The sequence below is a fragment of the Aeromicrobium sp. genome (assembly GCF_025965075.1).
In the GTDB taxonomy this organism is placed as follows: domain Bacteria; phylum Actinomycetota; class Actinomycetes; order Propionibacteriales; family Nocardioidaceae; genus Aeromicrobium.
In genome coordinates, this window is sequence record NZ_JAOPXQ010000091.1 from 1 (window position 1) to 7011 (window position 7011).

Annotated in this window: 6 protein-coding genes; all 6 read right to left on the reverse strand. The window is 69.1% G+C overall.

What is annotated here, in order from left to right; genetic code table 11:
* Positions 1–373, reverse strand: a 373-nt coding sequence (locus tag JWQ91_RS05880; protein WP_297781920.1) for a cytidine deaminase, incomplete at its 3' end; no start/stop codon positions are given.
* Positions 373–1626 (reverse strand): ABC transporter permease, encoded by a 1254-nt coding sequence (locus tag JWQ91_RS05885; protein ID WP_297781922.1) that lies wholly within the window; start codon positions 1624–1626, stop codon positions 373–375. The genes JWQ91_RS05885 and JWQ91_RS05880, both read right to left, overlap by 1 nt.
* Positions 1623–2729: an ABC transporter permease gene (locus JWQ91_RS05890; protein ID WP_297781923.1), complete on the reverse strand. Its 1107-nt coding sequence runs from the start codon at positions 2727–2729 to the stop codon at positions 1623–1625. Before JWQ91_RS05890 ends, JWQ91_RS05885 begins: the two co-directional genes overlap by 4 nt.
* Positions 2726–4249, reverse strand: coding sequence for an ABC transporter ATP-binding protein (locus JWQ91_RS05895; protein ID WP_297781925.1), 1524 nt, complete (start codon positions 4247–4249; stop codon positions 2726–2728). Before JWQ91_RS05895 ends, JWQ91_RS05890 begins: the two co-directional genes overlap by 4 nt.
* A 92-nt stretch (positions 4250–4341) precedes the next feature.
* Complete coding sequence (locus tag JWQ91_RS05900) at positions 4342–5361, reverse strand: BMP family ABC transporter substrate-binding protein (RefSeq protein ID WP_297781927.1); 1020 nt, start codon at positions 5359–5361, stop codon at positions 4342–4344.
* Positions 5362–5536: 175 nt separating this feature from the next.
* Entirely contained in the window at positions 5537–6703 is a 1167-nt protein-coding gene (locus JWQ91_RS05905) for an amidohydrolase (RefSeq protein WP_297781929.1), read from the reverse strand.
* Positions 6704–7011 lie beyond the last annotated feature (308 nt).

Consider the following 7011-nt stretch of genomic DNA (forward strand, 5'->3'; position numbering starts at 1 on the left):
TCACACCACTCCGGGTCATGAGCTGCATCCCCGGGCCGCCGTTCTCCCACAGGAGCTGGCGGCAGCGTCCGCAGGGCATGAGCGCGCGGCCCTCGGCGTCGACGCAGGCGACCGCGACGAGCCGGCCGCCGCCCGTCGCGTGCAGGGCCGAGACCATGCCGCACTCGGCGCAGAGCGCGACCCCGTAGGCCGCGTTCTCGACGTTGCAGCCCAGCACGACCCGGCCGTCGTCGACCAGGCCGGCGACGCCGACCTTGTAGTTGGAGTAGGGCGCGTACGCCCGACCCATGACCTCGGTCGCGTACTTCGTCAACGACTCCCAGTCGATCGGGTCGTCGGGCCCGGAGATCCCCAGGCTGACTCCGTTCGCCATCAGCCGGCACTCCCCTTGCGATAGGGCTTGCCGTCGGCGGCCGGCATCCGCAGCCGTTGGGAGAACAGCGCCAGGACCAGCAGCGTCGTCAGGTAGGGCGTCATGCCGGTCAGGTCCTCCGGGATCGAGTCGGTCGAGAAGTACCAGATCGCGACGACGACACCCAGCAGGGCGCCCATCAAGGAGGCGAGCTGACGGGTCTGGCGGTACTGCCAGATCCCGTAGAGCACGATGCCGACGGCGACCAGCAGCAGCAGGCCGTGGATCGTCTCTCCGCCGCCGCGCAGGCGCAGCGTGTCGGTGTAGCCGAACAGGCCGGCGCCCGCGAGCAGTCCGCCGGGACGCCAGTTGCCGAAGATCATCGCGGCGAGGCCGATGTAGCCGCGCCCGCCGGTCTGACCGTCGCGGAACGTGCTCGAGGCCACCAGTGCGAGGAAGCCGCCTGCCAGGCCGGCGAAGCCGCCCGAGATGACGACCGCGACGAACTTGTAGCGGATGACGTTGATGCCGAGGGACTCCGCGGCGGCCGGGCTCTCACCACAGGACCGTAGGCGCAGGCCGAACGACGTCTTCCACAGCAGCCACCAGGTCAGCACGAACAGCAGCAGGCAGATGATCGTCAGCAGCGACAGGTTGGTCACCAACGCGCGCAGCAGCGCCGCGAGGTCGGACACGACGAACCAGTTCTTCTGCTCCAGGTCGCCCAGCGGGTCGGAGAAGGCGTCGATCGTGATCGACGGCAGGCTCGGGATCGTCGGGGACTGCGTCGCACCACCACCGGCGACGCCCGTGAAGGCCAGCGCCGCGAGGTACTGCACCGCACCGAGCGCGATGATGTTGATCGCGACGCCCGAGACGATGTGGTCGACACCGAACGAGACCGTCGCGACGGCGTGCAGGAGGCCGCCGGCGGCACCCAGCGCGATGGCACCGACGACGCCCTGCCACGGGCCGTAGAAGTAGCCGAAGTAGCCCGCACCGAACGTGCCGAGGATCATCATGCCCTCGAGGCCGATGTTGACGACGCCCGCGCGCTCGGACCACAGACCGCCGAGACCGGCCAGGCCGATCGGGACGGCGGCGACCAGGGTCGCCCGCAGGGTGCCGGACGAGTCGAGGTCGTCGGCGCCCGTGATGATGCGCAGCGCCGAGATCAGGACCAGCAGGGCCGCCAGGCCCAGCAGGACCTTGGCATAGGAGTACTTGCGGGTGGCGGTGGGAACGCCGGTCACACCACCAGAGACGACGGTCATGCCTTCGCTCCTTCCATTGCGGGCTCGTCATCCAGCGCGCTCGCCACCCGGCGTTGCTCGAGGCGGATGCCGTAGCGCCGGACCACCTCGTACGCGATGACGACCGTGAGGACGATCGTGCCCTGGGTGATCTTGACGATGTCGGGCGAGACGTCGAGCAGGATCTGGAGCGGATTGGACTGCTCGTCCAGGAACGCGAACAGCAGGGCGCCGAGGGCGATGCCGATCGGGTGGTTGCGGCCCAGCAGCGCGATCGCGATGCCGGCGAAGCCGAGGCCCGACTGGAACGTCGAGCCGTACGCGTAGTCGTTGCCGAACAGCAGCGGCATGCCGACCAGGCCCGCCGCACCGCCCGACAGCAGCATCGAGATGACGATCATCCGCTTGACGTTGATGCCACTCGCGACCGCCGCGGTCTCCGACGAGCCGGTCGCGCGCAGGTCGAAGCCGAAGCGGGTCTTGTTGATGACGAACCAGTACGCGAAGCCGACCGCGGCCGCGAGGAACACCAGGCCGTACACCGTCGCCGGCACGTCACCGAACAGCGAGATGCCGCCGACCCGGCTGCCCTCGGGCACCGGCTTGGTCTGCGTGATGTTGCTGCCCGGGGCGTCCACGGCGGCCTTGCGCAGCAGGTACGCCACGAGGGCCGTCGCGATCGCGTTGAGCATGATCGTGGAGATGACCTCGCTGACGCCGCGGGTCACCCGCAGCAGGCCTGCGATGCCGGCCCAGGCCGCGCCGACCAGGACCGCCGCGAGCATTGCCAGCGCGGTGTTGAAGTAGCCCGGCAGCCAGCCCTCGCCGGCGACGACCGCCGCGGCGAACGCTGCGACGCGGTACTGGCCGTCGACGCCGATGTTGAACAGGTTCATCCGGAAGCCGATCGCCACCGCGATCGCCGACAGGTAGTAGACCGTCGCGGCGTTGATGATGTTGATGTAGCCGCGGTTGTTGGGCAGGCTCAGGATCTGGCTCCACACGCCGCCCACGTCGTCGCCGGCGAGCACCAGCACGAGGCTCGTGATGAGGAACGCCGCGACCAGCGCGAGCACGGGGGCCCCGATCGCCAGCGCGATCTTGGTCATGCGTGGGTTCTTCACGCGTCCGCTCCTGTCATGGCCGAGCCGAGCAGCGCGGGCGTCACCGTGGCCGGGTCGAAGGTCTCGCCGAGGCGACCGCGCAGGATCACCCGGATGGTGTCGGACAGGCCGATGAGCTCGTCGAGGTCGGCCGAGATGAGCAGCACCGCGAGCCCCTCGCGACGGGCGCGCTTGATGTGCCCCCAGATCGCGGCCTGGGCGCCGACGTCGACGCCGCGGGTCGGGTGCGAGGCGATCAGCAGGACGGGGTCGTCGGCCATCTCGCGGCCCACGATGAGCTTCTGCTGGTTGCCGCCGGACAGCGCCCGCGCGAGGGTGTCGATGCCGGGCGTGCGCACGTCGTAGTCGTCGACGATGCGCTGTGTGTCCTTGCGGGCGCCGCTGCGGTCGATCATCGGCCCGTTGATGTTGGGCTCGCGGGTCTGGTGGCCCAGGATCCGGTTCTCCCACAGCGGTGAGTCCAGCAGCAGGCCGTGGCGGTGCCGGTCCTCGGGGATGTAGCCGATGCCGGCCTCGCGGCGCTCGCGCGTCGAACGACCCGCGAGGTCCCGGCCGTCGAGGGTGAAGACGCCCGACGAGCCCTGGCGCATGCCCATGACGGCCTCGACGAGCTCGGCCTGGCCGTTGCCCTCGACGCCGGCGATGCCGAGCACCTCACCGGAGTGGATCACCAGGTCGATGTCGTCCAGGAGGTTGCGCCCGCCGCCGGGGGCCGGGAGCGTCAGGTCACGGACCTCGAGGACCACCTTGTCGGTCACGGTCGAGGTCTCGGTGCTGGGGTTGGGGAGCTCGGAGCCGACCATCATCTCGGCGAGCTGCTTGGAGTTGACCGACGAGGCGTCGACGGTGTCGACCGTCGCGCCGCGGCGGATGACGGTGACCTCGTCGGCGACCGACAGGACCTCGTCGAGCTTGTGGGAGATGAAGATGACCGCGAGGCCCTCGGACTTGAGCTCGCGCAGGTTGCCGAACAGCTCGTCGACCTCCTGCGGCACCAGGACCGCTGTGGGCTCGTCGAGGATGATGATCGAGGCGCCGCGATAGAGGACCTTGAGGATCTCGACCCGCTGGCGGGCGCCGACGCCGAGCTCCTCGACGAGCCGGTCCGGCTCGATGTCGAGCGAGTACGCCTCGGAGATCTCGAGGATCCTGCGCCGAGCCGCGTCGGCGATGCCGTGCATCTTCTCGGCGCCCAGGACGACGTTCTCCAGGACCGTGAGGTTGTCGGCCAGCATGAAGTGCTGGAAGACCATGCCGACGCCGGCGGAGATCGCGTCGGCGGGCGAGGACATCGTGAGGGACGTGCCCAGGATCTCGATCGTCCCGGAGTCGGGCTTCTGCACGCCGTACAGGATCTTCATCAGCGTCGACTTGCCCGCGCCGTTCTCCCCCACGATGGCGTGGACGGTGCCCCGCTTGACGTCGATGTTGACGTCATGGTTGGCGACGACTCCCGGGAACGTCTTGCCGATGTCCCGCAGTCGTACGACCACGTCCTCGCTCGTGCTGGTCGTGTTCACCGATGCCCCTCACTTGCTGTGCTGTTGCGACTTCAGGACGACTGTGGCCCGGGCCCACGCTACAGCGCGGGCCCGGGCCAGATCAGCCGGAACTACTTGGACGGAACCGTGATGGTGCCGTCGATGATCTGCTTCTTGTAGTCGTCCAGCTTGTCCTTGATGTCGTCGACCTGACCACCGGTCGTCGAGTAGCCGACACCGTCGACCTTGAGGTCGTACGTCGTCGGGCCGGTCGGGATGTCGCCGCTCTTGACCGCCTCGAGGTAGGTGAAGACCGCGACGTCGATGTTCTTGAGCATCGAGGTCAGGATGACGTCCTTGACGGCCGCGTCAGCGGTCAGCGCCTGGTCGGAGTCGACGCCGATGGCCTTCTTGTCGGCTGCGGCAGCAGCCTCGAAGACACCGCCACCGGAACCACCGGCGGCGTGGTAGACGACGTCCGCGCCGGCGTCGAACATGCCCTCGGCCGTGGTCTTGCCCTTGGCCGGGTCACCGAAGCCGCTGAAGTCCGGCGGCTGCGAGAGGTAGCGGACCTGGACCTTGATGTCCTTCTTGACGGTCTTGGCGCCCGCGGTGTAGCCGGCCTCGAACTTCTTGATCAGCGGCGTCTCGACGCCACCGACGAAGCCGATGTTGCCCGACTCGCTCTTGAGCGCGGCGGCCGCACCGACGAGGAACGAGCCCTCTTCCTCGGCGAACAGCAGGTTGGCGATGTTGTCGCCCGGGGCCGCGTCGTCGACGATCGCGAAGTTGACCTTCGGGTTGGCCTTCGCGACCTTGCTGAGCGATGCGGAGTAGGCGAAGCCCACTGCGATGACGGGGTTGTAGCCGGCGTCGACGAGCTGCTGGAGGCGGCCCTCGCGAGCCGACTCGGCCTCGCCGTCCTGAGCCTCAGCGGTCTGGACCTCGAAGCCCAGCTCGCACTCGGCCTTGTCGAGGCCCTTGGCGGCGGAGTCGTTGAACGACTGGTCGCCACGTCCACCGACGTCGAACGCCATGCCGACCTTGGTGTCGGTCTTCGCGACGCAGTCCTTGTCGCTACCGGCGGACTTGGCGCCCTCGGAGTCGCTGTTCTTGCCACAGCCCGCTCCCGCGAGCACGAGTACGGCCACACCCGCAATGGCGGTGGCCTTCGTCAAACGACGCAAAATTCCTCCTCGATACGGAGCCGGGAGCCCGGCACGTAGGTCTGACCCTAGTGTCCGGGCGGGTCGATCGGGACCCTGATGAGGAGAATCCCAGCCGCCGTAACCGTTTTGTCACCTCGCGCCGCAACGGCGGGTCGGATCAGCTCACGGCGGCGGCCGCGAGGACCTTCGCGCCGACCGCGATCGCCCGTTCGTCGACCCGGAAGTTGCCCTGGTGCAGGTCGTACGTCGGACCGTCCGGCGTACGCGTCCCGAGCCGTCCCATCGCGCCGGGGACCGCCTCGACGTACCACGCGAAGTCCTCGCCGCCGAGGCTCTGGGCGGTCGACGCGACACCACTGGAACCGATCGTCTGGGTCACGGCGCGGCGCAGGATCTCGGTCGCGCCGAAGTCGTTGACGACCGGCGGGACGCCGCGGGTGTAGACGACGTCGGCGCTGACGCCGAACGGCTCGATGATGTCGCTGATCAGGCCGCGGACGAGGTGCTCGGCCTGGTGCCACGCGGCGGCGTCGAGCATGCGCAGCGTGCCGGTCAGCTCGCCGCTGGACGGGATGACGTTGGCGGCGTTGCCGGACTTGATCGATCCCCACACCATGCTGGCGCCGGCACGCGGGTCGAAGCGGCGTGACAGGACGGCGGGCAGCTGGGTCAGCAGGCTGCCGAGGGCATAGGTCAGGTCCTCGGTCAGGTGGGGCCGGGAGGTGTGGCCGCCACGGCCGCTGAGGTGGACCGTGATGTGGTCCGACGCGCCCGTGATGGGGCCCTCGCGCAGGCCCACCTGGCCGACGTCGAGCGACGGGTCGCAGTGCAGCGCGAAGATCCGGGAGACCCCCTTGAGCGCGCCGGCGGCGAGCAGCCGCAGCGCGCCACCGGGCATGACCTCCTCGGCGGGCTGGAAGATCAACCTGACCCGGTGCGGCAGCTGGTGCTCGGCGTGCGCCGCCGCGAGCGCGACACCCGCGCCCAGCAGCGCGGAGACATGGACGTCGTGGCCGCACGAGTGCGACGCGCCGGGGACCGTCGAGCGCCACGGGTCCTGCGACGTCTCCACGACCGGCAGCGCGTCCAGATCGGCACGCAGCGCCACGATGGGCCCCTCGTCGGGACCGACCTCGGCCATCAGGCCGGTGCCCTCGAAACGTTCGTAGGAGATGCCGTGCTTGTCCATCCACGTCGCGACCACGTCGGTCGTCCGCTCCTCGTGCCACGAGAGCTCGGGGTAGGCGTGCAGGTCACGCCGCACCTCGATGAGGTCGGGTGTGACCACGTCGATGGATAGTGCGAGGGACTCGGTCAAGGACATTCCTTCAGGGTATCCCTGTTCCGGGGGTTGCTCCGCCGACGTCCAGCGACCATGTGCTGGGTGGGGGGCTGGGTCGCGGACCTGATCTTCGAAGGGCGATTCGTCAGTGTCCGACGGTGGCGGCAAGGACCAGAACTCGCTCCGCTTGCAGACAGTTTGTGTCGGTGGAGGCCTCTAGAGTCGAGGCATGTTCGAGGACGCGCCGATCGACTCCCTGTTGGGTCAGGTGCGCGGGTACGACTTCGAGTCGCTGCCCGTGGTCGAGACCGGTTTCGTGCGGGTCGAGGCGATTGTCGCGCTGGATCGGG